We start from the raw sequence: 26,011 nt of genomic DNA on the forward strand, positions 1-26,011 counted from the left end.
GTCAGGCGTTCAGTGACTGCTGCAAGTCATTGAGCAGGTCCTCGATCGCCTCGATGCCCACCGACAGGCGGATCATCTCTGGACGTACGCCGGCCTTGGCTTGCTCCTGCTCGTTCATCTGCCGGTGGGTGGTGGACGCCGGGTGGCAGGCCAGGGACTTGGCGTCGCCGATATTCACCAGGCGCTTGAAGATTTGCAGCGCATCGTAGAAGCGCACGCCAGCGGCATAGCCGCCCTTGAGGCCAAAGGACAGGATCGCCGAGGGTTTGCCCTGCATGTACTTTTGCGCCAGGTGATGGTGCGGGTGATCCGGCAGGCCGGCGTAGCTGACCCATTCCACCTGTTCGTGGGCCTGCAGGAACTGCGCGACTTTCAGCGCGTTCTCGGTGTGGCGCTCCATGCGCAGGGCCAGGGTTTCCAGGCCTTGCAGCAGCAGGAAGGCGTTCATCGGGGCCAGGGCCGCGCCGGTGTTGCGCAGCGGCACGGTGCGGGCGCGGGCGATAAAAGCCGCCGGGCCGAATTTCTCGCTGTAGACCACGCCATGGTAGGCCGGCTCCGGCTGGTTGAGGCCGGGGAATTTCTGCGGGTAGTCGGTCCAGGGGAAGGTGCCGCTGTCGACAATCACCCCGCCCAGGGAGTTGCCGTGGCCGCCGACATACTTGGTCAGGGAATGCACGACGATATCCGCGCCAAATTGGATCGGCTTGCACAGGATCGGCGTGGCGACGGTGTTGTCCACCATCAGCGGTACGCCGCGGGCATGGGCAACGTCGGCCAGGGCTTGCAGGTCGACGATGTTGCCGGCCGGGTTGCCGATGCTTTCGCAGTACACCAGCTTGGTGTTGTCGTCGATCAGCTCGGCGATGGCCTCGGCCGAGTCATTGCGGGCCAAGCGCACGTCCACGCCGAAGCTGGGCAGCAGGTGGGCGAACAGGGTGTAGGTGCCGCCGTACAACTGCGGGGTGGAGACGATATTGTCGCCGGCGCGGGTCAGGGCCTGGATGGCATAGTGAATCGCCGCGCTGCCTGCCGACACGGCCAGGGCCGCGATCCCGCCCTCCAGGGCGGCCATGCGCTGCTCCAGCACGTCATTGGTGGGGTTCATGATCCGCGTGTAGATATTACCGGGTACGTCGAGGTTGAACAGGTCGGCGCCGTGCTGGGCGTTATCGAACTCGAAGGCGACGTTCTGGTAGATCGGCACGGCAACGGCCTTGGTGGTCGGGTCCGACTTGAAACCGTGGTGCAATGCGATTGTGGCGTCTTTCATGAGGGTTACTGACCTCCCTGGATTACATGGGCAGCCCCGGACAAGGTGGGAGCTGGCTTGCCTGCGATAGCATCACCGCAGCATATGGGTAATACCGCGTCGCCTGCCTCGCGGGCAAGCCCGCACCTACATAACCCACTAGAACGTTTTCGGGGCTGTTCCTAGGTTTGCGACATAAGCACCGCCCGGCATGCAGCCCTGCACCTTTGCCCGCGTAAAAGGTAAACTTCGCCCCCTGCGCAGGAGCAACCATGAATTATCGTCACGCCTTTCACGCCGGCAACCACGCCGATGTCTTCAAACACCTGACCTTGACCCGCCTCATCGCCCTGATGTCGCGCAAGGAGCAGCCGTTTGCCTATCTCGACACCCACGCCGGGATTGGTCTGTACGACCTGCAAGGCGACCAGGCCAACCGCACCGGTGAATACCTGGAAGGCATCGCCCGCCTGTGGGGCGAGGCGGACCTGCCGGCGCTGACCGCCGACTACATGCGGGTGCTGCACGAGATGAACCCGGATGGCCAGTTGCGTTATTACCCAGGCTCGCCAGAGCTGGCGCGGCGCCTGACCCGCCCCCAGGACCGCGTGCTGCTCAACGAAAAACACCCCGAAGACGGTGTGTTGCTCAAGGACAATATGAAGGGCGACCGCCGCGTTAAGGTGCACCTGGGCGAAGGCTGGCACGTGCCACGAGCCTTGCTGCCGGTGCCGGAAAAGCGCGCGCTGATGCTGATCGACCCACCGTTCGAGCAACTCGACGAGATGCAGCGCTGCGCCGCCTCCCTCAAGGAAGCCGTGGGCCGCATGCGCCAGACAGTCGCTGCGATCTGGTACCCGGTGAAGGACCAGCGCATGTTGCGCCGCTTCTACCAGGACCTGGCCGGCACCGGCGCGCCGAAGCTGCTGCGTGTGGAATTGCTGGTGCATCCGCTGGACACCCCCAACACCCTGACCGGCTCGGGCTTGGCGATTGCCAACCCGCCGTGGGGGCTGGAGGAGGAGTTGCGTGAGCTGCTGCCGTGGTTGTCGAAGAAACTGGGGCAGACCCAGGGTGGGTGGCAGATGGATTGGTTGATCGCCGAATAACGGCGTCGCTCTTTAGAGTGCTATCGCGGGCAAGCCCGCTCCCACAGTGGAAATGCGTTCCCATGTGGGAGCGGGCTTGCCCGCGATGCGTTTGAGGTCAGATCGGGCAAGTCACGCCAGTACCGCCGATCCCGCAATAACCCTGGGGGTTCTTCGCCAGGTACTGCTGGTGATAGGCCTCGGCGAAGTACACCGTTGGCGCCTGGTCGATTTCGGTGGTGATCGCGCCTAGGCCAGCCTTGGTCAGTTCTTCCTGATAAGCCTGTGCACTGGCCTTCGCAGCCTCCAGTTGCTCAGGCGTGGTGGCGTAGATCACCGAGCGATACTGGCTGCCAATGTCATTGCCCTGGCGCATGCCCTGGGTCGGGTTATGCAGCTCCCAGAACATCTTCAGCAGGTCTTCGTACTTGAGCTTGGCCTGGTCATACACCACCAGCACCACTTCGCTATGGCCGGTCAGGCCCGAGCAGACTTCTTCATAGGTCGGGTTGGGCGTCAAGCCGCCGGCGTAGCCGACCACGGTGCTGACTACGCCGTCACGCTGCCAGAACTTGCGTTCGGCGCCCCAGAAACAGCCCAGGCCAAAGATCGCAAACCCTACATCGTCAAGGAACGGGCCCAGTAGCGGGTTGCCGTTGACGAAGTGCGTCTCGGGCAGGTTCATCGGCGTTTCACGACCAGGCAGGGCTTGTTCGGCAGTAGGCAGCACGTTTTTATTCACCAGAATTTCCGAGCGCAAGACCATGATCAGTCCTCTCGTCAGGTTGAGTTAACAGTTCAGACCCACAGTGTGCCCGAGTGTTACAGCGCTGTCAGGCGATTGGCCCACGCGGATAGCGTTTGAGCTTGTCCAGCAGCTCGGAGCCGGGGATGGGCCGGTCGAACAGGTAGCCCTGGCCGACGTCGCAACGATGGCGGCGCAGGAACGCCAACTGTTCGGCGGTCTCGATGCCTTCGGCGACCACCTTGAGCTTGAGGTTGTGCGCCATGGCGATCACCGCCGAGGTGATTTCCATGTCGTCCTGGTTATCGGGGATTTCATGGATAAAGCTGCGGTCGATCTTGATGATGTCGATGGGGAATTTCTTCAGGTAACTCAGGGATGAGTAACCGGTGCCGAAATCGTCCATGGCCAGGGTCAGGCCGAAGCTCTTCAGCTGGTCCAGTTGCAGGCGCGTGTCCTCGGTGGCTTCCAGCAGCAGGCCCTCGGTCAGCTCCAGCTCCAGCAGGTTGGCCGGCAACTGTTCTTCCTTGAGGATGCTGGCGATGGAGGCCACCAGGTCCGGGTCGGAAAACTGCTTGGGCGACAAGTTGATGGCCACCTGCAGGTTGCCCATGCCCGCAGCGCTCAATTGCTTGCTCATGCGGCAGGCCTGGCGCGCGATCCATTTGCCGATGGGGATGATCAGGCCGGTTTCTTCGGCGACGCTGATGAACTGGTCCGGGCGGATCATGCCTTTTTCCGGGTGGTTCCAGCGCAGCAAGGCTTCCATGCCCAGCAGGCGCCCGCTGCGCAAGCACAGCTTGGGCTGGTAGAACACGTCCAGTTCGTTCTGGGTCAGGGCGCGGCGCAGGTTGTTTTCCACGAACAGTTTGTAGCTGGCCTCGGCATTCAGGGCCTCGGTAAACACCTGCACCTGGTGCTTGCCGTTGGCCTTGGCTTTGTGCAGCGCCAGGCCGGCGTTGCGCATCAGGGTCTGCGGGTCGCGGCCATGCAGCGGCGCGCAGGCCAGGCCCACGGAGCCGGTGACACTGATCAACTGGTTGTCGACGAACATCGGTTTGTCGAGGGTCATCAACAGTTGGCAGGCCATTTGCTGGCCGACCTCAAGGTCGGCATTGTCGAGCAGCACCGCAAATTCGTTACTGGCAAAGCGCGCCAGGCTGCCACCGGCATTGAGGCTGTTGCGCAGGCGTCGGGCCAGGCTAATCAGCAATTTGTCGCCGGTCTGGTGGCCAAGGCTGTCGTTGATCCGCTTGAAGTTGTCGATGTCCACCAGCAGCAGGCTGATGGGCGCGTCGCTGTCACGGGCGAAGCGTTCATCGAGGTTGCGGATAAACGCCGGGCGGTTGCCCAGGTTGGTCAGGTTGTCGGTGTAGGCCAGGCGTTCGATACGCTGCTGGGCCAGCTTGGTCTGGGTGATGTCTTCGTAGATGCCGATATAGTGGGTCAGTTCGCGGTTGTCGCCATAGACTTTGGAAATCGACAACTGGCCCCAGTACGGTTCGAGGTTTTTACGTCGGCTCTTGAACTCGCCCTGCCAGCTGTTGCTCTGGGCCAGGCTGGAGGGGGCGTCGAACAGCAGTTCGCTGAGGTTCTCCAGGGCCGGCAACTGGGCCAGGCGATGGCCGTGGACTTCTTCGGTGCTGTACTGGGTGATCGCGGTGAAGCTGGGGTTGACGTACTCCACCACGCCGTCGCAATTGACCAGCAGGAAGGCATTGGCACTTTGCTCCACCGCGCGCTGGAACAGGTGCAGCGCGCTGGTGGCGGTGCGGCGGTTGTGGTTGTTGATGACCTGGGCGAACTGGTCGGCCAGTTCGCCGGCAAAGGCAATTTCATCGGACAACCAGTCCCGGGTGCTGGCGCTTTGCTCCAGGCACAGCACGCCGACCACCTGGCCATCGACGCGGATACTGGCGTCAAGCATGGCGTGGATATCCATGGGGCGCAGGCTTTCGACCATGTCCCGGGTACGGGGGTCGCGCATGGCGTTGCAGGCATCGATGGCGCGACTGCTCTGCAGGGCTTCCAGGTAGTCCGGGAAGCTGCTGGCATCAATTGGCGCTGGCAGATGGTGCTGTTGGTCGGCGCGATGAAACGCAGAAATCGGCACCAGTTGCTGGCCTTCGAGGTTCCAGATACTGGCGCAGTCGATCTGATAGATATCGCAGGCGCTACGGGTGATCAGTTCGGCGGCTTCTTGCAGGGAGTTGTTGGTGCTGTAGCGCTGGCGGGCCAGCAGCAGGATCAGTTCCTGCTGGGCGCGCACCCGTTCCAGGTGCTGCAACTGCTCCTGTTGTGCGCGCTGGTTGAGCTCCAGGGCGATCTGCAAGCGGCTGTTCTGGTCTTCCAGGTCGGCCGCAGGCATGGGTGGCAGGTTGCTGAACAAACCGTCCACCACCATCAGGTAGCCGCGCAGCAGGTGGCGATTGTGCTGCTTGTAGGCCTCGCCCACCTCCAGCAGGCTCAACGGGCCGTCGTTGGTGTGCAGGGTGTAGCGCACCCGGTAATGGGGGCTGGCAGTCAGCTGCTGCTGGATCGCATCATGCAGCTGGTAGCGCGCCTGGGGTTCCATCAGGCTGGCGTAGGGCGAGCCGACCAGCGAGCACAGCTCTACCGCGGGCAAGCCGAATTGGCGTTCACAATTGGGGTCCAGGTACAGCAGTGCCCAGCTAGCCTCATTCAGCCGCTCGAAACGCAGCATACCGAGGCGCGAAGGCACCGGTAATTGCGTCACGACCTCGGCCGCCGTTCGGGCGACATCGGGTTGGCTTTTCATGGGGAAACTCGCTTGGAAAAATGCGCATTGCGCCGGGCTATCGCCCTCTTTACTGCTGCCTGTGGCAAGGTTGCATCATGCAGCACGGACTGACAAGAGAGGATGAAGGCTAAGTGCTATAAGTGTGTTATCGGCGGCGAGGCGGTTTTCTACAGTCGGCCTGATAGATGGTCTGTCGATTCCCTATAGGCGCCGGCTTCTACAAACCACAAGCAAAAAAAGCCCCGCCAATTGGCGGGGTTGAGGTACGAGCGTGGCGCTCGGAAATCGTACAGCCAGGCCTCCCCGGTGAAGGGGAGGCCGCTGCGGCTTACAGCAGGATGGTGCGGATATCGTTCAGCAACTGGCTCAGGCGCTGGGTGAAGCGTGCGGCGGCCGCGCCATTGATCACACGGTGATCGTAGGACAACGACAGCGGCAGCATCAGCTTCGGCTGGAAGGCCTTGCCGTCCCACACAGGCTGGATGGTGGCCTTGGAAACACCGAGGATCGCCACTTCCGGCGCGTTGACGATTGGCGTGAAGCCAGTGCCGCCAATGTGCCCGAGGCTGGAGATGGTGAAGCAGGCGCCTTGCATGTCGTCCGGGGTCAGCTTCTTGTCGCGGGCTTTGGCCGCCAGTGCAGCCGCTTCTCCAGCCAGTTGCAATAGGCTCTTCTGGTCGACGTTCTTGATGACCGGTACCAGCAGGCCATCCGGGGTGTCGACCGCAAAGCCGATGTGCACATACTTCTTGCGGATGATCGCTTTGCCGCTTGGTGCCAGCGAACTGTTGAAGTCCGGCAGTTCCTTGAGCAGGTGCGCGCAGGCCTTGAGCAGTAATGGCAGTACGGTCAGCTTGACGCCGGCCTTCTCGGCCGCGGCTTTCTGCGCAACGCGGAAAGCTTCCAGGTCGGTGATGTCGGCCTGGTCGAACTGAGTCACGTGCGGAATGTTCAACCAGCTGGCGTGCAGACCGGCTGCGCCGATTTGCATCAGGCGGGTCATCGGCACTTCTTCGGTTTCGCCGAAGCGGCTGAAGTCTACGGTGCGGATCGGCGGAATGCCCGAGCCACCGGTAGCCGCGCCGGCAGCCGGAGCTTCCTTGGCTTTTTGCATCATGGATTTGACGTAGACCTGCACGTCTTCCTTGAGCACACGACCGTGCGGGCCGGTTGGGCTGACAGCGCTCAGCTCGACGCCGAATTCACGGGCCAGTTGACGCACGGCAGGGCCGGCATGGGCCTTGGCACCACTTGGCGCAGGGGCAGCAGCCGGGGCCGGGGCGGCCTCGGCTTTTGCCGCAGGAGCCGGGGCCGCAGCAGGTGCCGCTTCAGCCTTGGCGGCAGGAGCAGCAGCGGCTGGCGCCGCAGCCGCAGCAGGGGCAGCGCCGCCCGCGACTTTCAGCTTGAGGATGAAGTCGCCAGTGCCGACTTCGTCTTCGAGCTTGACCGCGATGCTTTCCACGACGCCGGCAGCCGGCGATGGGATTTCCATGGAGGCCTTGTCGGACTCCAGGGTGATCAGCGACTGGTCGGCTTCGACGGTGTCGCCGACCTTGACCAGCAGCTCGATGATCTTGGCCTTGCCCGACGAACCGATGTCCGGGACATGAATGTCCTGGACAGTCGCCGCCGCCGGTGCAGCCGCCGGGGCCGCAGGGGCCTCGGCCGCCGCCGCTGGCTTTTCAGCCGGCGCCGGTGCAGCAGCGGCAGCAGGCGCCGCTGCTGGGGCCGCATCGGCGGCACCTTCGATCTCCAGTTCCAGCAGTTCGTCGCCTTCTTTCAGGCGGTCGCCCAGCTTCACTTTCAGGCTCTTGACCACGCCGGCCTTGGGAGCAGGGATTTCCATGCTCGCCTTGTCCGACTCCAGGGTCAGGATGCTCTGGTCGGCTTCGACTTTGTCGCCGACCTTCACAAACAGCTCGATTACTTCACCTTCACCGCTGCCGATGTCAGGTACGCGAATGAGTTCGCTCACAAAAAGTCTCCTCAGCAGTCCAGTGGGTTGCGTTTTTCCGGGTTGATCCCGAACTTGACGATAGCGTCAGCCACCACCTTGGGTTCGATCTCACCACGGTCAGCCAAGGCTTCCAGGGCTGCCAACACCACGAAGTGACGGTCGACCTCGAAGAAATGACGCAGCTTCTTGCGGCTGTCACTGCGACCGAAACCGTCGGTGCCCAGGACTTTGAATTCCTTGGACGGGACCCACTGGCGAATTTGTTCAGCAAATAGCTTCATGTAGTCGGTAGAGGCGATCACCGGCCCCTTGCGGCCAGCCAGGCACTCTTCGACGTAGCTGCGCGCAGGCTTCTGGCCTGGGTGCAGGCGGTTGCTGCGTTCCACGGCCAGGCCGTCGCGACGCAGTTCGTTGAAGCTGGTGACGCTCCATACGTCTGCGCCGACGTTGAACTCTTCACGCAGGATCTTCGCCGCTTCACGCACTTCGCGCAGGATGGTGCCGGAGCCCATCAGCTGGACGTGGTGTGCCGCTTCCTTGGTGTCTTCTTCGAGCAGGTACATGCCCTTGATGATGCCTTCCTCGACACCGGCCGGCATGGCAGGTTGCTGGTAGGACTCGTTCATCACGGTGATGTAGTAGAAAACGTCCTGCTGCTCTTCGGTCATCTTCTTCATGCCGTCCTGGATGATCACCGCCAGCTCGTAGCCGTAGGTTGGATCAAAGGTGCGGCAGTTCGGGATGGTGGCAGCCAGGATGTGGCTGTGACCGTCTTCGTGTTGCAGGCCTTCGCCGTTCAGCGTGGTCCGCCCGGCAGTACCGCCGATCAGGAAGCCACGGGTACGGCTGTCGCCTGCTGCCCAGGCCAGGTCGCCAATGCGCTGGAAGCCGAACATCGAGTAGAAGATGTAGAACGGCAGCATCGGCTGGTTGTGGCTGGAGTACGAAGTACCGGCAGCGATGAAGGAGCTCATGGCGCCCGCTTCGTTGATGCCTTCTTCGAGGATCTGGCCCTTCTTGTCTTCCTTGTAGAACATCACCTGGTCTTTATCGACTGGCTCGTAGAGCTGGCCGACGGAGGAGTAGATGCCCAACTGGCGGAACATGCCTTCCATACCGAAGGTACGGGCTTCGTCCGGGATGATCGGGACGATGCGCGGGCCGATTTCCTTGTCCTTGACCAACTGCGCGAGGATCCGCACGAAAGCCATGGTGGTGGAGATTTCACGGTCGCCCGAACCGTCAAGGATGGCCTTGAGGGTGCTGAGGTCCGGCGTCGGTACGCTGAAGCTCTGTGCGCGGCGCTGTGGTACGAAACCGCCCAGTGCAGTGCGACGCTCGCTGAGGTAGCGGGCTTCGGCGCTGTTTGGCTCCGGCTTGAAGAACGGCAGGTTTTCCAGCTCTTCGTCCTTGACCGGGATGTCGAAGCGGTCGCGGAACAACTTCAGGCTGTCGACGTCGACTTTCTTGGTGTTGTGCGCAGTGTTCTTCGCTTCGCCGGCACCGGTGCCATAACCCTTGATGGTCTTGGCCAGGATGACGGTCGGTTGTTCTTTGTGGTTGACCGCTTCGTGGTACGCCGCGTAGACCTTGTACGGGTCGTGGCCGCCACGGTTGAGTTTCCAGATCTCGTCGTCGGACAGATCGGCAACCATCGCCTTGAGTTCAGGCGTGTTGAAGAAGTGTTCACGCACGAACGCGCCGTCTTTGGCCTTGTAGTTCTGGTACTCGCCGTCGATGACTTCGTCCATGCGACGTTGCAGGATACCGTCGACGTCCTTGGCCAGCAGTGGGTCCCAGAAACGGCCCCAGATGACTTTGGTCACGTTCCACTGGGCACCGCGGAACACGCCTTCGAGTTCCTGGATGATCTTGCCGTTGCCGCGAACCGGGCCGTCGAGGCGCTGCAGGTTGCAGTTGATGACAAAGATCAGGTTGTCGAGCTTCTCGCGGCCGGCCAGGGAGATGGCGCCCAGGGATTCCGGCTCGTCGCACTCGCCGTCGCCCAGGAAGCACCAGACCTTCTGCTTGCCTTCGGGGATGAAACCACGGGCTTCCAGGTACTTCATGAAGCGGGCCTGGTAGATCGCCTGGATCGGGCCCAGGCCCATGGAGACGGTCGGGAACTGCCAGAAGTCAGGCATCAGCCAAGGGTGCGGGTAGGACGACAGGCCGCCCCCGTCGACTTCCTGGCGGAAGTTGTTCATCTGCTCTTCGCTGATGCGACCTTCCATGAACGCACGGGCGTAGACGCCTGGCGAGGTGTGGCCCTGGAAGTAGATCAGGTCGCCGCCGTGTTCGTCGGTCGGGGCCTGGAAGAAGTAGTTGAAGCCGATGTCATACAGGGTTGCGCTGGAAGCGAAGCTGGAGATGTGACCGCCCAGGTCAGAATCTTTCAAGTTCGTGCGCATAACCATCGCCATGGCGTTCCAGCGTACCAGCGAGCGAATGCGGCGTTCCATGAACAGGTCGCCAGGCATGCGTGCTTCGTGGGTAACAGGGATGGTGTTGCGGTACGGCGTGGTGATGGCGTAAGGCAGTTGCGAGCCGCTGCGGGTCGCGAGTTCGCCCATACGGGTCATCAGGTAATGCGCACGGTCTTCGCCTTCTTTGTCGAGAACCGATTCCAGGGCGTCCAGCCATTCCTGGGTTTCGACGGGATCGAGGTCTTGCATGGCTTGCTCCAGGGCGGAAAGGCTACCAGAATCGGTTGCCTGAAGTTTGCGACTGGCCTTGTGGGCAGACGACATAAATTCTTGGGTGGCCGAAGGTTGCTTCGGCGTCCTGTAGTTTTACTACAAATCGTCGGCCATTTCAGCCTTTCGGATGTATATACGAGTAGTAAAACTACACAAGACCGAGGGGGTTGCTCGGTCTGGCTGATGAGCATAATCGTTATTGTTGATCTTTTGTGAACAAGAAAAGGTAGAAGTTTAATGTTGCCTGCCAAAATTAATATTTTTTCAGCTATTTCTAACCTTTGTTCGACAGTCCTTCATCGAGCGTGGTTCTTGCGTTCACAGCCACAAGCCATTTACGCGCCGATCAAGGATAGACCATGAGCCTTCCCGTGCTGGTTGAACTCCCTGCTGTTCTGTTGCCATTTGCGAGCCGGGCCGAGCAGTCATTTCGTGACGCCGTGGCCAGGCTGGATGACGATCATGGCCTGTCCGCGTGGACGCCGCAACGTTGGGCCGACTTCGCCCGGGTGTGCGCCGCCAGTGATTTTGTGATTGAACAGAGTGTTCGTGACCCTTTGATGTTGCTTGAACTGGTGGCCTGGGGCGAGCTGGATCGCGGCTTTGCACCCGATGAGCTGTGTGGGCAGATTGCCGCAGCCGTGCAACAGGCTGAAACAGAAGATGAGCTGGGGCGCATGCTGCGTCGCCAGCGCACCCGCCAGCAGGTGCGGATTATCTGGCGCGACCTGACCCGACAGGCGGACCTGGTACAGACCTGCCGCGACCTGTCGGACATGGCCGACGCCAGCATCGACCAGGCTTACCAGTGGCTGTACCAGCGCCACTGCGCGCAATTTGGCACCCCCACCGGCGGGCGCAGCGGCGAGCCGCAGCAGATGGTCATCCTCGGCATGGGCAAGCTGGGCGCGGTGGAGTTGAACCTGTCGTCGGACATCGACCTGATCTTCGCCTACCCCGAAGGCGGCGAGACCGTGGGGGCCAAGCGTGCCCTGGACAACCAGGAGTTCTTTATCCGCCTGGGCCAGAAGCTGATCAAGGCCCTGGACCCGATGACCGTCGATGGCTTTGTGTTCCGCGTCGACATGCGCTTGCGGCCCTACGGTTCGGCCGGGGCGCTGGTGTTGAGCTTCAATGCCTTGGAGCAGTACTACCAGGACCAGGGGCGCGACTGGGAGCGCTACGCGATGATCAAGGCGCGGGTGGTGGCCGGCGACCAGGTGGCCGGTGCGCAACTGCTCGATCTGCTGCGCCCGTTCGTCTATCGGCGCTACCTGGACTTTTCTGCCATCGAAGCGCTGCGCACCATGAAGCAGTTGATCCAGCAGGAAGTGCGGCGCAAGGGCATGGCCGACAATATCAAGCTGGGCGCGGGCGGCATCCGCGAGGTGGAGTTTATCGCCCAGGCGTTCCAACTGATTCACGGCGGCCGCGACTTGAGCCTGCAACAGCGGCCTTTGCTGAAGGTGCTGGGCACCCTGGAAGGCCAGGGCTACCTGCCGCCGGCGGTGATTGCCGAGTTGCGCAGCGGCTATGAGTTCCTGCGCTACACCGAGCATGCGATCCAGGCCATCGCCGACCGTCAGACCCAGATGCTGCCCAACAGTGATGAAGACCAGGCGCGCATCGCGTTCATGATGGGTTTTGCCAACTGGAGCGCGTTCCATGAGCAATTGATGTACTGGCGCGGCCGGGTGGACTGGCATTTCCGCCAGGTGATTGCCGATCCAGATGAAGAGGAGGGGGGAGAAAGCGAATTGGTGGTCGGCGGTGAGTGGCTGCCCTTGTGGGAAGAATCCCAAAATGAGGAGGCCGCCTGTCGCCAATTGGCCGAAGGCGGCTTTGCCGACGCGCCCAAGGCCCTGAAAGCCCTGGCCAGCCTGCGCGGCAGCCCGCAACTGCGGGCGATGCAACGCCTGGGGCGTGAGCGGCTGGATGCGTTTATCCCGCGCCTGCTGGCCCAGGCCGTCGAGCACGCCAACCCGGACCTGGTGCTGGAGCGCGTACTACCGCTGGTCGAAGCGGTGGCGCGGCGTTCCGCTTATTTGGTGCTGTTGACGGAAAACCCTGACGCCCTGCGTCGGCTGTTGACCCTGTGCGCTGCCAGCCCGTGGATTGCCGAGCAGATCACCCGCTTCCCGCTGCTGCTGGACGAATTGCTCAACGAAGGCCGCCTGTTCAAACCGCCCTTGGCGCCGGAGCTGGCCGCCGAACTGCGCGAGCGCCTCACGCGTATCCCCGAGGATGACCTTGAGCAGCAGATGGAAGCCCTGCGCCACTTCAAGCTGGCGCACCGCCTGCGGGTCGCTGCCTCGGAAATCGCCGGCAGCTTGCCGTTGATGAAGGTCAGCGACTATCTGACCTGGCTCGCCGAGGCCATTCTGGAACAGGTGTTGGCCCTGGCCTGGCGCCAGACTGTAGCGCGCCACGGTACGCCGCAACGGTTGGACGGCACCTTGTGCGACCCCGGCTTTATCATCGTCGGTTATGGCAAGGTCGGCGGCATCGAGCTGGGGCATGGCTCGGACCTGGACCTGGTGTTTATCCACGACGGTGATCCCCAGGCCGAGACCGATGGCGCCAAGCCGATCGATGGTGCGCAGTTCTTTACCCGCCTGGGCCAGCGGATTATTCACCTGCTGACCACCCAGACCAACTCCGGGCAATTGTACGAAGTGGATATGCGCCTGCGACCTTCTGGCGCATCCGGGCTGCTGGTCAGTTCCCTGGGGGCTTTTGCCCGTTATCAGGAAAACGAGGCCTGGACCTGGGAGCACCAGGCCCTGGTGCGGGCGCGGGTATTGGTCGGCAGCCAGGACGTGGGCCGCGCGTTTGAAGGCGTGCGCGCACAGGTACTGGGGCGCGCGCAGGACCTGGCGAAGCTGCGCCAGGAGGTCAGCGAGATGCGCGCCAAGATGCGTGACAACCTGGGCACCAAGTCCACGGCGGCCGGTACGGCGGCGAATGCCTTCGAGGCCACGGCGGTGTTCGATCTCAAGCAGGACGCCGGAGGTATCGTCGATATTGAATTTATGGTGCAATACGCCGCTTTGGCGTGGTCTGCACAACATCCATCGTTGCTGCGCTACACCGACAATATCCGCATCCTGGAAGGCCTGGAGCAGGTCGGGCTGATGCCCGCCGCCGATGCCCACCTGTTGCGTGAGGTGTATAAGGCCTACCGCTCGGCGGCCCATCGCCAGGCCTTGCAGAACGAGGCGGGCGTGGTTGCCGGGGATCAGTTTGCTGACGAACGGCGCCAGGTGAAACGGATCTGGCAAGAACTGGGGTTAAGCTAAAACACTACAGCGACCCCAATTGAATGTGGAGACCGGCTTTATGTGGGAGCGGGCTTGCCCGCGATGCAGGCGCTGCGGTCTGGCTGACAGCCCGCGGTGATGCTATCGCGGGCAAGCCCTAATGCCAGTCAGTTAAGCGGATTCTGCTTTCTGTAGGAGCGAGCTTGCTCGCGAAGGACGTCAACGATAACGCGTGTTTGCTAGGTAAACGCTGCGCTCTCAAGTTCTTCGCGAGCAAGCTCGCTCCTACAAAAAGGCTTAACTGACTGGCATTAGGGCAAGCCCGCTCCCACACACACCGTGACCTACAGTAATTATCGAGGCGGGGAGGCATGAGCCTCCCCGAATCGTTTGTGGAAACTACATGAATATTCTGATCGTTGGGCCCAGTTGGGTCGGTGACATGGTGATGGCGCAGACACTGTTCCAGTGCCTGAAACAGCGTCATCCCGACTGCCAAATCGACGTGCTCGCCCCCGAGTGGAGCCGGCCGATCCTGGAGCGCATGCCCGAAGTCCGGCAGGCCTTGAGCTTCCCGCTCGGCCACGGCGCGCTGGAGCTGGCGACCCGACGGCGCATCGGCAAGTCCCTGGCCGGCCAGTACGACCAGGCGATCCTGCTGCCCAACTCGCTGAAGTCGGCCCTGGTGCCGTTCTTCGCCGGCATCCCCAAGCGTACCGGCTGGCGCGGCGAGTTCCGTTACGGTCTGCTCAACGACGTGCGCAAGCTCGACAAGGCCCGCTACCCGCTGATGATCGAGCGCTTCATGGCCTTGGCCTACGCGCCCGGTGCCGAGTTGCCGACGCCGTATCCGCGACCGAGCCTGCAAATTGACCCGGTCACCCGCGACGCGGCCCTGGCCAAGTTCGGCCTGAGCCTCGACCGGCCGGTGCTGGCGCTGTGCCCGGGCGCCGAGTTTGGCGAGTCCAAGCGCTGGCCGTCGGAGCATTACGCCAAGGTCGCCGAGCTGAAAATCCGCGAAGGCTGGCAAGTCTGGCTGTTTGGCTCGAAAAACGATCACTCGGTGGGTGAAGACATCCGCCAGCGCCTGATCCCCGGCCTGCGTGAAGAAGCGGTCAACCTCAGTGGCGATACATCCCTGGCCGAGGCCATCGACCTGCTGTCCTGCGCCGATTCGGTGGTGTCCAACGATTCTGGCCTGATGCACGTGGCCGCCGCGCTGAACCGCCCATTGGTGGCAGTGTACGGCTCCACTTCGCCGGGCTTTACCCCGCCATTGGCCGACAAGGTCGAAGTGGTGCGCCTGGGCCTGGAGTGCAGCCCGTGCTTTGACCGCACCTGCCGTTTCGGCCACTACAACTGCCTGCGCCAGTTGCTGCCCGATTCGGTAGCCGAGGCCTTGCAGCGTTTGCAGGGCAACGTGGTCGAGGTTCACTGAGTTGCGGGTACTGGTAATCAAGACCTCATCCCTGGGCGATGTGATCCACGCCTTGCCGGCATTGACCGACGCGGTCCGGGCGATCCCGGGGATCCGCTTTGACTGGGTGGTGGAAGAAGGCTTCGCCGAAATCCCCACCTGGCATCCGGCGGTGGACAAGGTGATCCCCGTGGCGATTCGCCGCTGGCGCAAGAACCTCTGGCAGACCTTCAAGAGCGGCGAATGGCGGCGCTTCAAGCAGCAGATCCAGGCGACTAAATACGACCTGGTGATCGACGCCCAGGGCCTGTTGAAAAGCGCCTGGCTGACCCGCTATGTGCGGGCGCCGGTAGCCGGCTTCGACAAGCAGTCGGCCCGCGAGCCAATTGCCGCACGTTTCTACTCCCGGCGCCTGGCGGTTGCCCGTGGCCAGCATGCGGTTGAGCGCTTGCGCCAGTTGTTCGCCGTGGCCCTGGGCTATGACCTGCCCAAAGGCCTGGGGGATTACGGCCTGAGCACCGAAAAACTGCTGGGCCTGCCGCCGAAGAAGCCCTTCGTGCTGCTGCTGCACGGCACCACCTGGGACACCAAGCACTGGCCCGAAGCCTACTGGCGCGAGCTGGCCGAACGCATGGGCAGCCTGGGGGTGGACGTGAAGCTGCCGTGGGGCAACGCCGCCGAAAAAGCCCGCGCCGAGCGCCTGGCCCAAGGCCTGGCCAACGCCGAGGTGCTGCCCAAGCTGAACCTGGCGGGTGTGGCGCGGGTATTGGCCGGCGCCAGGGCTTGTGTGGCGGTGGATACTGGCCTCGGGCACCTGGCCGCCGCGCTGGATGTGCCGACGATCTCTCTGTTCGGCCCGACGAACCCGGGCCTGACCGGTGCCTACGGCAAGGCGCAGATCCATCTGGGCAGCGATTTCCCCTGCGCGCCCTGCCTGCAAAAGAAATGCACCTACCAACCGACCGCTGAAGACCAGCGCCGGTTTGATCTCAAGCGCGAGTGGCCACTGTGCTTTACTCGCCTGAACCCTGAGCGTGTGGCCAGCCGACTGAGCACGTTGTTATTGGCTGAGGAGCTGCACTGATGCAACTGGCATTTGTACTGTACAAATATTTCCCCTTTGGTGGCTTGCAGCGCGACTTTATGCGCATCGCCCTGGAGTGCCAGCAGCGCGGCCACCAGATCCGTGTCTACACCCTGATCTGGGAAGGCGACGTACCGCCCGGGTTTGAAGTGCTGGTGGCGCCGGTCAAGGCGTTCTTCAACCATCGGCGCAACGAGAAGTTGACGGCCTGGATGCAGGCCGACCTGGCCCAGCGCCCGGTGGACCGCCTGATCGGCTTCAATAAAATGCCCGGCCTGGATGTGTACTACGCGGCAGACGGCTGTTTTGAGGACAAGGCGCAGAACCTGCGGCACTCGCTGTACCGCAGCTTTGGCCGCTACCGGCATTTTTCCGAGTACGAACGCGCAGTGTTTGCCAGGGACGCCAAGACCCAAGTGCTGATGATCTCCGAGGTCCAGCAGCCGCTGTTTATCAAGCATTACGACACGCCGCTGGCGCGCTTCCACCTGTTGCCGCCGGGCATCGCCCAGGACCGTCGGGCGCCGCCGAATGCGGCCGAGATCCGCGCGGGCTTCCGTGCCGAATTCAACCTTGCCGAGGACGATCTGCTGCTGGTGCAGATCGGTTCGGGCTTCAAGACCAAGGGCGTGGACCGCAGCCTCAAGGCGCTGGCCGCCCTGCCAGCGGAGCTGAAAAAACGCACTCGCCTGTTTGTAATCGGCCAGGACGACCCCAAAGTATTCCAATTACAGAGTGCTACCCTTGGCCTGGGCGACAATGTGCAGTTCCTCAAGGGGCGCAGCGATATCCCGCGTTTTTTGCTGGGCGCCGACCTGTTGATTCACCCGGCGTACAACGAAAATACCGGGACTGTGCTGCTCGAAGCCCTGGTGGCCGGGTTGCCGGTATTGGTCACGGCGGTGTGTGGGTATGCCCATTACATCAGTGAGGCCGATTGCGGGCGCGTACTGGACGAACCTTTCGAGCAGGCCCAGCTCAATCAGTACCTGGCTGGGATGCTCAGTGATCAGCAGCAACGTGCGGCCTGGAGCCGCAATGGTCTGGCCTTCGCCGAGACGGCCGACCTCTATAGCATGCCGCAGCACGCTGCGGATGTAATTCTGGCGGAGCAACACTGATGAAGTTGATTCTTGCCGAACCGTTCAAGAGCCTTTGGGCCGGACGCGATGCGTTCACTGAAGTCGAGCTGTTGGAGGGTGAGGTTTACCGTGAACTGGAAGCCCGTCGCACCTTGCGCACCGAGGTGGAGGGGCGCGGCTACTTTGTGAAAATCCACCGTGGCATCGGCTGGGGTGAAATCTTCAAGAACCTGTTCACCGCCAAACTGCCGGTGCTGGGCGCTGGGCAGGAGTGGCAGGCGATCCAGCGCCTGCACGAAGTGGGCGTACCGACCATGACCGCCGTGGCCTACGGCGAGCGCGGCGCCAACCCGGCCGACCAGCATTCCTTTATTGTCACCGAGGAGCTGGCGCCGACCGTCAGCCTGGAAGACTTGAGCATGGATTGGCTCCGGCAGCCGCCCGAGCCGCGTCTCAAGCGTGCACTGATTGCCGAAGTGGCGCGCATGACCGGGATGATGCATCGCGCAGGCGTCAACCATCGCGACTGCTACATCTGCCACTTCCTGCTGCACACCGACAAGCCGGTGACGGCCGATGACTTCAAGCTGTCGGTGATCGACCTGCATCGCGCCCAGGTGCGGCCGCGCATCAGCCAGCGCTGGCGCAACAAGGACCTGGCAGCCCTGTATTTCTCGATCCTGGATATCGGCCTGACCCGCCGCGACAAGCTGCGCTTCCTCAAAGGCTACTTCCAGCAGCCCCTGCGCCAGATCCTGGCCGAGGAAGGCGCGTTGCTGCAGTGGCTGGAGCGTAAGGCCAGCAAGCTCTATGACCGTAAAGTCCGCTACGGAGGCGCGCTCTGATGGCGGGTTGGAACCTGGAACCTGCTTACTCGGAGCTTGTGCACGACTTTGGTAGCCTCGACGCGGTGTTTGCCCTGCAAGGCGAGCGGCTGACCCGTGATCCGCTGTCCGAAGTCATTCGCGTGCAGCGTGGCGGGGTCAACTATTACGTCAAGCGCTACACCGGCGCCGGCAAAGGCTTGCGCCGTTACCTGGGCAAGCCACGGGTCAAGTCCGAGTGGCAGAACCTCAAGCGTTTCGCCAAGTGGGGCATCCCCACGGCCGACGTCGTGGCCTGGGGCCTGGAGCGCAAGGGCCTGGCCTATGACCGTGGGGCGATGATCACCCGCGAGCTGCCGCGCACCGAAGACCTGGCGGCCCTGGCTGAGCGCAAGGACCCGCGACTGTCCGACCCGGTGTGGGTCGACAAGGTCAGCCGCCAGCTCGCCGAATACACCCGGACCCTGCACGACCACCGGTTTACCCACAACGATTTGAAGTGGCGCAACCTGTTGATCGACGACCAGCAGACCCTGTACCTGATCGACTGCCCCAATGGCGACTTCTGGCGCGGGTTCTGGCTCAAGTACCGGATCACCAAGGACTTGGCGTGCCTGGACAAGGTCGCCAAATACCACCTGTCGGCCACCCAGCGCCTACGTTTCTACATGCAATATTGTCGGCGCAAGCACCTGAGCGAATCGGACAAACAGCGGATTCGCCATGTGCTGAAGTTTTTCGAGGGACGCGAATGAATGACTTCCTGGCAGCTGAAGACCGGGCCTTGCTGGAGCGCAATGGCCTGGCTGACTTCGACGCCCTGTGGGCCAGGCAACTGGATGCAGTGGACGAACCCAATACCAGCCGCGGCGGTTGGAGTAGCGTGTTCCGCCTGGAGCTGGAGGGCCGTGGCTTTTACCTCAAGCGCCAGAGCAACTACCTGACGCGTACCCTGCATCGGCCCTTTGGCGAGCCGACCTTTGCCCGCGAGTTTCGCAATATCAGCCGCTATCGGCAGAAGGCGATCCCGGCCTTGCAGGCGGCCTTTTATGGCGAGCGCAAAGTCGCCGGCGAATACCGCGCCTTGCTGCTGACCCGCGCGCTCGATGGCTGGAATGACCTGGATTCACTGCTGGAGCAGTGGCCAGCCCTGAGCGACGCCCAGCACCACGCGATCCTCGTGGCCTGTGGCCAATTGGCGCGCACGCTCCATGGTGTCGGCCAGGTGCATGGCTGTTTTTACCCCAAGCATATCTTCCTGCAGGCCACTGGCGACGGTTACGCCGCGCAGTTGATCGACCTGGAAAAAACCCGGCCACTGTTGTTGGGCCGGCGTGACCGGGTCAAGGACCTGGAACCACTGCTGCGCCGTACTGGCGCATGGACCGCCGAACAGGTGCGGCAATTTCTGGCGGCCTACCTCGACCAGCCGGTGGACAGCTCGCTGGTGGATACGTGGGCACAGTACTTGGCTGGGCGGCGCAGTCACAAGGAGGCCCGCTGATGCGCTTGTCTGAACTCAAAAATGCCGGGCGCACGCCTACGCTGCCCTTGAGTATCGAGTTGGCGGATGCGGCGGGGCCCGGCCAATTGCAACTGCTGAGCCTGTTGCGAGTGTTGCCGGGCCAGCGTTATGTGGGCGCGGCGGTTTGGCGCGGCCGGCCGGTGTTGGCCAAGTTGCTGGTGGGTAGCAGCGCCGCCCGGCATTTCCAGCGTGAACTGCAGGGCGTGCGCCTGCTGGCCGAACAAGGCCTGACCACGCCGCTGTTGCTGGCTGACGGTTTGCAAGACGGTGAGGGCGGCTGGTTGCTGTTCGAGTTTCTCGAAGGCGCACAAAGCCTGGCCGAGGCCTGGGCGGCTGTTGAAGCAATGCCGCCCCTGGCGGATGAGCAGCAGGCAGTGTTGGCCGAAGCGCTGGGTGCGATTGCACAGATGCACGCCAAGGGTCTGTGGCAGGAAGACCTGCACCTGGACAACCTGATGCGTCAGGGCGATACGCTGTATTTGATCGACGGTGGCGGGATCTGCGTCGAACAGGCGGGCAAACCCCTGTCACGCAACCGGGTGCTGGAAAACCTCGGGGTGTTTTTTGCCCAGTTGCCGAGCAATCTCGAACCGTTTACCGAAGAATTGCTGGTGCATTACCTGTTGAGCAACGGCGAACACGCCTTGCCCCTGGAAGCCCTGCAAAAACAGGTGCGCAAAGTGCGGGCCTGGCGCCTGAAAGACTTCCTGGGCAAGGTCGGCCGCGACTGCACCTTGTTCAGCGTGGTGCGCGGGGCCTTTGGGCTGCGGGCGATCCGCCGTGAAGAAGCACCGACCCTGTTGCCGGTCCTGGCGCAGGTCGATGGGCTTATGGGCCAGGGCCAGATGTACAAGGCCGGCGCCTCGGCCACGGTGGCCAGGGTGGACGTCGCGGGGCGACCGCTGGTGATCAAGCGCTACAACATCAAGGGCTTTGCCCACTGGCTCAGGCGTTTCTGGCGGCCAAGCCGTGCCTGGCACGCCTGGTGCGAAGGCAATCGCCTGGCGTTCCTGGGCATTGCCACGCCCAAGCCCCTGGCGCTTCTGGAGCGACGCTTTTTCTGGCTGCGCAGCCGGGCTTATCTGGTCACCGAGCACCTGTCCGGGCCCGACCTGATCGAGCACCTGGCTCCTTACGTGGACGGCGGCGAGGTGCCCGAGCCTGAGCTGCTGGCCCTGGAGCGCTTGTTTGGCGACCTGATTCGCGAACGCATCAGCCATGGCGACTTCAAGGGACGCAACCTGTTCTGGCAGGGGGGGCGTTGGGTGCTGATTGATCTGGATTCGATGTGCCAGCATGGCTCGCTGAGTAGCTTTGCGCCGGCGTTTGCCAGGGACCGTGCGCGGTTTATGCGCAACTGGCCGGCTGACAGCGCTTTGTATCGTGTGATCGACCAGCGCTTGCCCAAACGCATCGACACTGACCTGTAGCCATCGGCTTACCGGCGCCTATGGGGCGGGGCGCCGGCTGTCCAACTTATTCGTTATGTTTCATCGTGGCGATGATTAACGCTGACCTGGCGTGATAAATATTTGAGATTGCAAAATCAAGTCATGGAGACTATTCCAGAAGGACTATGGAAAGGCTGTGCGTCGGATTTGTCTGATGGCGGGCTTGGAAGTTGTATGTGTGAGCCTATGAGACTTTACATTCTGTGATGTTTGCTGCTGATTTGATATTTTTGTTGTGTTGAAAGTAAGTGGGCTGTTGTGTAGTTTTTTATTTGTCAGCGTTGTTTTGGTTTTGATTCTTGGTTAAGAGGGTTTGATTATGTCTTCTATTAATGCTGCTGCTTTTTTTGCTGCTAATGTTAAATATTTTGAGGATGCAGGCGATAGGAACGTGGATAAGCCTCTGGTCAATGATCGTGATCGCCTGGCTGGAGAACCGATGGATGATAAGGAAACCCCTCTTGAACCTGGGATCTACGTTCTTCGGGAAGGTGGACACTTTGTTGTTGCCGGTGATTCCGGGGGCGATGGTCGCTCAGATATCCTTTATGGGGGAGAGTGATAGTTCTCGATAGGCCAGGATGTTGCGCATACTCTCAGGCGGGTTGTCGTGTTTGTTTACCGAAGATTTATTGATTCATGAGTCACGGCGACCGTGCCCTGCCGCTGGTGGGCTTGCAAAGGCAGATGGTTAGTGCGACTTGATATTTTGATTAAGTCATTACTTTTTAGGTTGATAGGTTGCATCGATATTCAACGAGGATGCCTGTGTAGGTAGCCTTGGTTGAATGTTCTAGTTATTGATATTGGGGGTGTAAAAATGAGTGCAATAACATTTCTTCTTCCGCTTTTTATAAATAATGTTTTATTTGATAAAAGCAAACCAGTAAAGAAGGAGGGATCAGACGGTAAAATAGACAAGGTCCAGGGGGATCACCGTAACCCATTGGATAAAACTGCTGGCGAGGGTGCCGAGTTTTTTAGCGCCGAGAGCCAGGAGTGGCAGCCAACGGCCTCTAATGGCAAGGGTGATGGTGGTTATGTGAACTTTGGTCCTTCCTATCGAGAATCCATAGATCATGAGCTGGTTTATGGGGGGGCAATTAAAAGCTGATCGGTGATTGCTTAAAGAGGGGCTTGTGGGGCTGGGGCAAATGTATAAAGCGACGAGGTGCCAGAGCATGAACTATTGGCCCAGCAACGCTTGTCGAAATAGGTCGGTATGTCATGTCTGTGCGTGGTTATGTTTAGCCCGGGGCTTACATTGATGGGGTGGCCGGTGTGTTGGTTGGGGTTTTTATGTTTTGTAATGGTTGATGCGGATTTCACTGTCGTAGGTGGCTTGCAGACGGGTGTAGGCCAGGGAGCAACGACGTTCATGAGCCAACCAACGCTCATAAGGTGCAGCACAAGCGCGGAAAAAAAGGGCGCGAGTTTAATGATTCTGCGAGGCTTTTGCGAAGAATCTTCCTGCAAAATGCCGGCATATTCGTCTTACGCAGTCTTGCGTTAGGCTGTTGGCCTCATGCCAAAGAGGGTTGCCCGTGAATCCTACAAACATTTTGCTGCTTGCCGCTATTGTCCTTTCGACCACGGCCTGCGGTACCCTCGACACCGTGTTTCGCGAGGACGCGGTGGCCAGCCAGAAACTCAAGGACCTGCGCAGCCACTGCGAGAGCGTGCCCCGTATCTACAGTGGTGTGGTGTATGACTTCTGCTCCCTCAATGGCGAACCCAACGGCAAGAAAAGCCTGGATGACCAGCAAATCGCCTCGGTGCCCTGGATCGCCATTGATTTTGCCCTGTCGGGCGTTCTCGACACTTTGGTACTGCCCTATACCGTCTACCGGCAGAACCGCGACGGCAGTATCGAGATTTTCCGATGATGCCTCTTGTTTCTCCGGGCCATTTTCGGCTAGAGGCGTTTTGCCGCTTTTAAGCTATAATCCCGCCCTTTAGCTTTTCTCGCCGAGGCGAGGGGCACACATTTTTTCAGGCGCCAGCGCCTGCATGCAGACTAAAAGAGGCTAGACCCCAGTGGCATTGACGATTCTTGGCCTGTCCGGCGCCCTTAGCCATGATCCTTCCGCAGCCCTGTATATCGACGGCAAGCTGATCGCGGCCGCCGAAGAAGAGCGCTTCGTACGCGATAAACATGCAAAGAACCGCATGCCCTACGAATCGGCAAAATTCTGCCTGGAGCAGGCTGGCATCAAGCCTTCTGATGTTGATGTGGTGGCGATCCCGTTTGCCCCGATCAGCTTGTTCGGCGAGGCCCGCTGGCACTATGCCAAGCGTTACTGGTACGCCCCGGACCGCGCCCTGGACGCGATCCTGATGGGCAACCGGCGCTACAAGCGCTACCGCAACAAGATTGTCTGGTGCCTGGAGCAACTGGGTTTCGATCCGAAGAAGATCAAGATCGAGCCGGTTGAACACCACCTGGCCCACGCTTCCAGCGCCTATCACTGCTCGGGCTTCCAGGAAAAGACCGCGATCCTCGGGATCGACGGTAAAGGCGAGTACGCCACGACCTTCTTCGGCTACGGCGAGAACGGCAAGATCCACAAGATCAAGGAGTTCTACGATCCAGACTCCCTGGGCGGCCTGTATGGCGCGATCACCGAGTTCCTCGGCTTCGAGATGCTCGACGGCGAGTTCAAGGTCATGGGCATGGCGCCGTATGGCGATGCCAGCAAGTACGACTTCTCGCGCCTGGCTTCCTTTGAGAACGGTGAGCTGGTGATCAACACCGACTACGCCAACGTCATTGGCCTGCGCCGTTATAAAGAGAAGGGCAAGGGCTTCTACTTCTCGCCAAAACTGATTGAGTGGCTGGGTCCCAAGCGCGAAGGCGATATCGCCGACGAGCCGTACATCCACTATGCCGCCAGCATGCAGGCGCTGTTCGAGAAGCTGGCCTTGCAGATGATCGACCATTACCTGGGCGATATCCTCAAGGAAACCGGTAAGCTGGCCTTTGCCGGCGGCTGCGCGCTGAACGTCAAGTTGAACCAGAAGATCATTGCCCGCGACGACGTCAAGGAGCTGTTCGTACAGCCGGCGTCCGGCGATGCCGGCACTGCCGTGGGTGCGGCGGCCTATGTGTCCCATGCCCGTGGTGTACCGGTAGAGAAGATGGAGCACGTCTATCTCGGCCCGTCCTACAGCAACGAAGAAGTGATTGCCGCGTGCGCCAAGCACCCGAGCAAGCCAAAGTGGCGCCAGATCGACGATATGCCCAAGCGCATCGCCCAGATCATGGTCGACGGCAACCCGGTGGCCTGGTTCCAGGGCCGCATGGAGTTTGGTCCGCGTGCCTTGGGCGGTCGTTCGATCATCGGTTGCCCGAGCGCCGTGGGCGTGGCTGACCGGATCAACCACCAGATCAAGTTCCGCGAGCGCTGGAGGCCTTTCTGCCCGTCGATGCTCGACACCGTGGCCCCGCAGATGATCAAGGTCGATCACCCGGCCCCGTTCATGACCTTCACCTTTGAAGTGGCCGAAGAATGGAAAACCCGCGTGCCGGAAGTGGTCCATGAAGATGGCACCTCCCGCGCCCAGGTGCTCAAGCGCGAGTACAACCCGCGCTACTACGACATGATGAAAGAGCTGGAAGTGCTGACCGGCAACGGCGTGTCCTTGAACACCTCGCTCAACCGCCGTGGTGAAGCGATGATCTGCTCGCCGACCGATGCCCTGAACATGTTCTTCGGCTCCGACCTGCAGTACCTGATCATGGAAGATATTCTGGTAGTCAAGGACGGCGTGGAAGGGCAAGTCATTGACTGAGGTACTGATTGGCGTCGTCATCCCCGCCTATAACTATGCGCGCACCTTGGGGCGCGCGGTTGAATCGGTGTTGGCGCAACTCGACGAAGCCGATGCGCAGCTGTTGGTGATTGATGACGGCTCTACCGATGAGACGCCGCAGGTGCTGGAAGCTCTGCTGGCCAAGCACCCCGGGCGTTTCCAGGCTCTGCGCAAGCCCAATGGCGGCCTGGCCTCGGTGCGCAATCGCGGGATTGAGGAGTCTGCGGGCCAGTACCTGATGTTCCTCGACGCCGATGATGAAATGGCCCCAGGCGCCCTGGCCCTGGTTGCGCAGCATATTGCTGCTCACCCGGATAGCCGCCTGATCATCGGTGGCCACTGGTCGGTGTTCGAGGATGGCAAGCGCCGCCTGCATGCCGTCAAGCCGCTGCCCGCCACACCTTATCAGCGGGTGCGCGGGTATTTGCTGGAGAAGACCATCGCGATCTCCAATGGCGCCTGCGCCATGCACCGTGACATCTTCGCGGTGGGCAACTACCCGGAGCGCATGCGTAACGCCGAGGATATCCCGGTGTTTGCCCAGGCCCTGGCGCGCGTATCTTGCACGGTCATCGATCAGCCACTGGCGCTGATCTACAAGCATGCGGACAGCTTGCGACATGACATCAACCACAGTGTCGCGGCTGGCGTGAGCCTGGTAGACGAGGTGTTTTCGCCGGTGCGTATGCCTGCAGAGTTGCAGGGCCTGCGCAGTGCGTTTCTCGCGCAGCGCTGCCTGTCGTTGTTTCGCAATTGCTTCAGCGCTGGGGAATACACGCTTGCCAAGCAGTTTTACTGCCAGGCGATACGTACAGACTGGCGCGCCCTGACGCGCTGGTCGTACACACGCAAAGCGCTTCAGCTGATGTTCAAGTAAGCGTTTTATAGCCTGCTACGCTACGCCGGGAATGACCTATGCAGCGCCTGAGTTGATTGCAATGACTTGGCGCCGGGTTTTCGTGGTGCAGTGGTTTTTCTGGAATATATGTTTTCAAATCTTGTGCACATGATGTGACGCCAGGTTTTAAGGGGGGGGTGTGGTTGGTATAGGCAGCA

General features: G+C 61.3%; 19 protein-coding genes. 14 read left to right on the forward strand and 5 right to left on the reverse strand.

Translation table 11 applies throughout. From position 1 onward, the window contains the following. Position 1: 1 nt before the first annotated feature. Positions 2–1,270, reverse strand: a complete 1,269-nt coding sequence (locus AO268_RS24255) for an O-acetylhomoserine aminocarboxypropyltransferase/cysteine synthase family protein (RefSeq protein WP_076961765.1) — start codon at positions 1,268–1,270, stop codon at positions 2–4. Between the two features lie 251 nt (positions 1,271–1,521). Between AO268_RS24255 and AO268_RS24265 the strand changes: the two genes are divergently transcribed. Beyond that, entirely contained in the window at positions 1,522–2,358 is an 837-nt protein-coding gene (locus tag AO268_RS24265; RefSeq protein ID WP_057958111.1) for a 23S rRNA (adenine(2030)-N(6))-methyltransferase RlmJ, read from the forward strand. Positions 2,359–2,455: 97 nt separating this feature from the next. Here the strand turns inward: AO268_RS24265 and msrA are convergent, their stop codons facing one another. From msrA to aceE, 4 genes are all read right to left on the reverse strand, one after another. Beyond that, on the reverse strand, positions 2,456–3,103 hold the full coding sequence (gene msrA, locus AO268_RS24270; protein ID WP_076961766.1) for a peptide-methionine (S)-S-oxide reductase MsrA: 648 nt from the start codon (positions 3,101–3,103) through the stop codon (positions 2,456–2,458). A gap of 67 nt (positions 3,104–3,170) precedes the next feature. Beyond that, entirely contained in the window at positions 3,171–5,861 is a 2,691-nt protein-coding gene (locus AO268_RS24275) for a putative bifunctional diguanylate cyclase/phosphodiesterase (RefSeq protein ID WP_076961767.1), read from the reverse strand. 310 nt (positions 5,862–6,171) lie between these two features. Continuing rightward, a complete protein-coding gene (gene aceF / locus AO268_RS24280; protein ID WP_099170101.1) occupies positions 6,172–7,818 on the reverse strand; it encodes a dihydrolipoyllysine-residue acetyltransferase in 1,647 nt (548 codons plus the stop codon). Positions 7,819–7,829: 11 nt separating this feature from the next. Next, positions 7,830–10,475 (reverse strand): pyruvate dehydrogenase (acetyl-transferring), homodimeric type, encoded by a 2,646-nt coding sequence (gene aceE, locus AO268_RS24285; protein ID WP_099170102.1) that lies wholly within the window; start codon positions 10,473–10,475, stop codon positions 7,830–7,832. A gap of 383 nt (positions 10,476–10,858) precedes the next feature. Between aceE and glnE the strand changes: the two genes are divergently transcribed. The 13 genes from glnE to AO268_RS24350 all read left to right on the forward strand — a co-directional run bounded on the left by glnE (position 10,859) and on the right by AO268_RS24350 (position 25,832). Next, positions 10,859–13,798: a bifunctional [glutamate--ammonia ligase]-adenylyl-L-tyrosine phosphorylase/[glutamate--ammonia-ligase] adenylyltransferase gene (glnE, locus tag AO268_RS24290; RefSeq protein ID WP_076961770.1), complete on the forward strand. Its 2,940-nt coding sequence runs from the start codon at positions 10,859–10,861 to the stop codon at positions 13,796–13,798. 364 nt (positions 13,799–14,162) lie between these two features. Then, the gene (waaF, locus tag AO268_RS24295) at positions 14,163–15,197 is read left to right on the forward strand and encodes a lipopolysaccharide heptosyltransferase II (RefSeq protein WP_076961771.1); all 1,035 of its coding nucleotides are present in this window, start codon (positions 14,163–14,165) and stop codon (positions 15,195–15,197) included. A 1-nt stretch (position 15,198) separates the two neighbouring features. After that, positions 15,199–16,260 carry a lipopolysaccharide heptosyltransferase I gene (gene waaC, locus AO268_RS24300; RefSeq protein WP_099170103.1) on the forward strand — a complete coding sequence of 354 codons (1,062 nt, stop codon included), beginning with the start codon at positions 15,199–15,201 and terminating at the stop codon, positions 16,258–16,260. Further along, a complete protein-coding gene (locus AO268_RS24305) occupies positions 16,260–17,381 on the forward strand; it encodes a glycosyltransferase family 4 protein (protein WP_076961773.1) in 1,122 nt (373 codons plus the stop codon). The genes waaC and AO268_RS24305 overlap by 1 nt, the downstream gene beginning before the upstream one ends. Next, positions 17,381–18,187, forward strand: coding sequence for a lipopolysaccharide core heptose(I) kinase RfaP (gene rfaP, locus AO268_RS24310; RefSeq protein ID WP_076961774.1), 807 nt, complete (start codon positions 17,381–17,383; stop codon positions 18,185–18,187). Before AO268_RS24305 ends, rfaP begins: the two co-directional genes overlap by 1 nt. Continuing rightward, a complete protein-coding gene (locus AO268_RS24315; RefSeq protein ID WP_076961775.1) occupies positions 18,187–18,921 on the forward strand; it encodes a lipopolysaccharide kinase InaA family protein in 735 nt (244 codons plus the stop codon). The genes rfaP and AO268_RS24315 overlap by 1 nt, the downstream gene beginning before the upstream one ends. Further along, positions 18,918–19,670 carry a lipopolysaccharide kinase InaA family protein gene (locus AO268_RS24320; protein WP_099170104.1) on the forward strand — a complete coding sequence of 251 codons (753 nt, stop codon included), beginning with the start codon at positions 18,918–18,920 and terminating at the stop codon, positions 19,668–19,670. The genes AO268_RS24315 and AO268_RS24320 overlap by 4 nt, the downstream gene beginning before the upstream one ends. Next, complete coding sequence (locus AO268_RS24325; protein ID WP_099170105.1) at positions 19,670–21,121, forward strand: lipopolysaccharide kinase InaA family protein; 1,452 nt, start codon at positions 19,670–19,672, stop codon at positions 21,119–21,121. The genes AO268_RS24320 and AO268_RS24325 overlap by 1 nt, the downstream gene beginning before the upstream one ends. 340 nt (positions 21,122–21,461) lie before the next feature. Continuing rightward, the gene (locus AO268_RS24330) at positions 21,462–21,704 is read left to right on the forward strand and encodes a hypothetical protein (RefSeq protein ID WP_130898198.1); all 243 of its coding nucleotides are present in this window, start codon (positions 21,462–21,464) and stop codon (positions 21,702–21,704) included. A gap of 222 nt (positions 21,705–21,926) precedes the next feature. Continuing rightward, positions 21,927–22,256, forward strand: coding sequence for a hypothetical protein (locus AO268_RS32465; RefSeq protein ID WP_130898199.1), 330 nt, complete (start codon positions 21,927–21,929; stop codon positions 22,254–22,256). Positions 22,257–22,686: 430 nt separating this feature from the next. Then, positions 22,687–23,028, forward strand: a complete 342-nt coding sequence (locus AO268_RS24340) for a YceK/YidQ family lipoprotein (protein WP_076961616.1) — start codon at positions 22,687–22,689, stop codon at positions 23,026–23,028. A 151-nt stretch (positions 23,029–23,179) separates the two neighbouring features. Then, positions 23,180–24,934, forward strand: coding sequence for a carbamoyltransferase family protein (locus AO268_RS24345; protein WP_065942896.1), 1,755 nt, complete (start codon positions 23,180–23,182; stop codon positions 24,932–24,934). Continuing rightward, positions 24,927–25,832, forward strand: coding sequence for a glycosyltransferase family 2 protein (locus tag AO268_RS24350; RefSeq protein WP_099170106.1), 906 nt, complete (start codon positions 24,927–24,929; stop codon positions 25,830–25,832). The genes AO268_RS24345 and AO268_RS24350 overlap by 8 nt, the downstream gene beginning before the upstream one ends. Positions 25,833–26,011 lie beyond the last annotated feature (179 nt).

The sequence above is a fragment of the Pseudomonas sp. ICMP 8385 genome (assembly GCF_002699915.1).
GTDB classification, from domain to species: domain Bacteria; phylum Pseudomonadota; class Gammaproteobacteria; order Pseudomonadales; family Pseudomonadaceae; genus Aquipseudomonas; species Aquipseudomonas gessardii.